Below are 482 nucleotides of genomic sequence, written 5' to 3'. Positions count from 1 at the left end.
GGCCTTCCTGCTAATAACCCTACAGGCCCCAATAAAGCTGTGCTTATTGCTGTGCTCACAATCCCATTTGCCGCACTTTGTATGGTTGCTTGATTTATAACTTCCATACTTTCTACTGTTTCTTTTGATAACGGTATCCTTCTCTTAAATATTCCAGGTGATAATCCTGGTTCTATTTGACCACCTTTCCCTGAACCAAGAACACATCCTTTATAATCCCCTGCTAAAACCATATTCCTCGCCTTCATACACAACACCTCTTTATGTATTTTAATATACTAATTATTTAAAACTTATTATATACGATTTGTGTTATTTTTTCCACCACTTTTTATAAAATTTATGTTATTGCTCTAAAACAATCAACTCTTATTGCTTTACGCAATAAGTTAGTTATAGCCTATTTTTTGCACATTTTATCTATTGCGTTACGCAACTACCTTTTCTTACAACCTTCCTATAAAATAAGTTTTCGTATATTG

1 protein-coding gene is annotated in these 482 nt (G+C 33.4%); it reads right to left on the bottom strand.

Annotated elements, in window-relative coordinates:
* The coding region (locus NE664_13570; GenBank protein MCQ4727661.1) for a hypothetical protein at positions 1-248 on the bottom strand (248 nt) is incomplete at its 3' end.
* Positions 249-482: the final 234 nt, after the last annotated feature.

The organism is Anaerotignum faecicola (assembly GCA_024460105.1).
Lineage (GTDB): Bacteria > Bacillota > Clostridia > Lachnospirales > Anaerotignaceae > JANFXS01.
Note: the sequence above shows the minus strand (reverse complement) of the source record. Positions and strands in the feature narration are given on the sequence as shown.